The organism is Streptomyces sp. NPDC041796 (assembly GCF_055590785.1).
The window spans coordinates 1-1,736 of sequence record NZ_JBVJAH010000096.1; the positions used below are offsets into that span (position 1 = coordinate 1).

Genomic DNA, 1,736 nt, shown 5'->3' on the forward strand with positions numbered 1-1,736 from the left:
GGCCCTGGCAAGATTTCCGTGACGCCGGGGTGTGCGACCGTGCGCCGGTGACGCTCCGTCAGGGGCGGCGCCAGCATCGTTGAGTGTGATGACATCGTAGGGATGGTGTCCCCGCACCTGGATGCGGTGCGGGTGGAGCGGGTGTGGGTGGCGAGCGGTGTGGTTCATATAGCCGCTCGCACAGGCGAGTGGGCGATGGCCTGCCCGGATTGCGGGGAATGCTCGGAGCGAGTGCACAGCCGCTACGTGCGCTCGCTGGCTGATCTCGCGGTCGGTGGCCGTCCGGTGCTGATCAGGCTGTCGGTGCGGCGGTTGTTCTGTGACAGCCCGCGTTGCGGACGCCGGACGTTCGCCGAGCAGGTCGAGGGGCTGACCGTGCGCTATCGGCGCCGCACCCCGCTACTGCAGCATCTGGTGGAGATGGCCGGGGTGCTCCTTGCCGGCCGGGGTGGCGCGAGGCTGCTGGAAATTCTGAACGTGCCGCTGTCGCGGACCAGCGTGCTGCTGCACCTGATGCGCATACCGCTGCCGGCGCCGGTGACCCCCCGGGTGCTGGGCGTGGACGATTTCGCCCTGTACGCGGATGTCTACGGCACCCTGGTGGTGGATGCCGACACCCGGCTCCCGCTCACCCTCTGGGAAGGCCGCGACGCCGAGCAACTGGCCGCCTGGCTGCGCGACCACCCCGGCATCGAGGTCGTCTGCCGCGACGGCTCGCTGGTCTACCGGCAGGGCATCACCGACGGCGCCCCGGATGCGGTGCAGGTCAGCGACCGATTCCACCTGTGGCAAGGGCTGTCCAAACGGGTCGCGGACATCGCCGCCGCGCACCGCGGCTGCCTGTCGGCCGCCGCGCCGGAGCCCACCCCGGCGCCATCCTCGGTCACGGCGGCCGCGCCGGACGGCGCCGATACGCCCGCACGCCGCCACGCGAAGCGGCTGTTCGAGGCGGTGCACGCGGTGACCGACACCGGCCGCTCGATCAACGCGGCAGCGCGGGAACTTGGGCTGGACTGGCGCACGGTGCGCAAGTACGCCCGCGCGTCCAGCTGGCAGGAGTGCGTACGCCGATCCCGCCCGCGCCGGCCAACCAGCCTCGATCCATACCTGGAATATCTGCAGCAGCGGTGGGACGAAGGCGAGCACACCGCGAAGGTGCTGCACGAAGAGCTTGTCGCTAAGGGTTACCGTGGCCACTACCAGCGGGTCAAGGTGGCCGTTGCGCCACTGCGTCGCGGTCTGCCGATCGACACACCGCGCGAGCGTCCGCCCTCACCACGGGAGGTCGCCCGCTGGATCACCACCACGCCTCAGCGGCGCGGCCTGCACGCCACCGAGCGGCTGCAACGCATCCGCGCCGCCTGCCCGGAGCTGAATCAGACCCATGACCTGGTCCGGGAATTCGCCGCCATGCTCGACGCACGCGATGCCACCCCGCTGCCGGACTGGCTGAAGAAACTCACAACCTCACGCCTGCCAGCCCTGGCCGGCCTGGCCAAGGCAATCCACGAGGACCAGCCCGCGGTGGTCCAGGGCATCACCACCCCGTTCAACTCCGGCGTCAACGAAGGCCGCATCACCGACCTGAAGCTCCAGAAACGGATCATGGCCGGCCGCGCCGGCGTCCCCCTCCTACGCCAACGAGTGATCCTCATGGCCCATCTCAGACGCCACTATCCGTGACGGAGCGTCACCGGCGCACGGTCGCACACCCCGGCGTCACGGAAATCTTGCCA

General features: G+C 70.1%; 1 protein-coding gene. It reads left to right on the forward strand.

Annotated elements, in window-relative coordinates; translation table 11 throughout:
* The first annotated feature begins 102 nt into the window (after positions 1-102).
* Positions 103-1,683, forward strand: coding sequence for an ISL3 family transposase (locus ACZ6C1_RS39010; protein ID WP_078888147.1), 1,581 nt, complete (start codon positions 103-105; stop codon positions 1,681-1,683).
* Positions 1,684-1,736: the final 53 nt, after the last annotated feature.

What these genes read in the sequence shown, in the direction of transcription:
- ACZ6C1_RS39010 (WP_078888147.1), top strand. Translation starts at nt 103, where the DNA reads ATGGTGTCCCCGCACCTGGATGCGGTGCGGGTGGAGCGGGTGTGGGTG.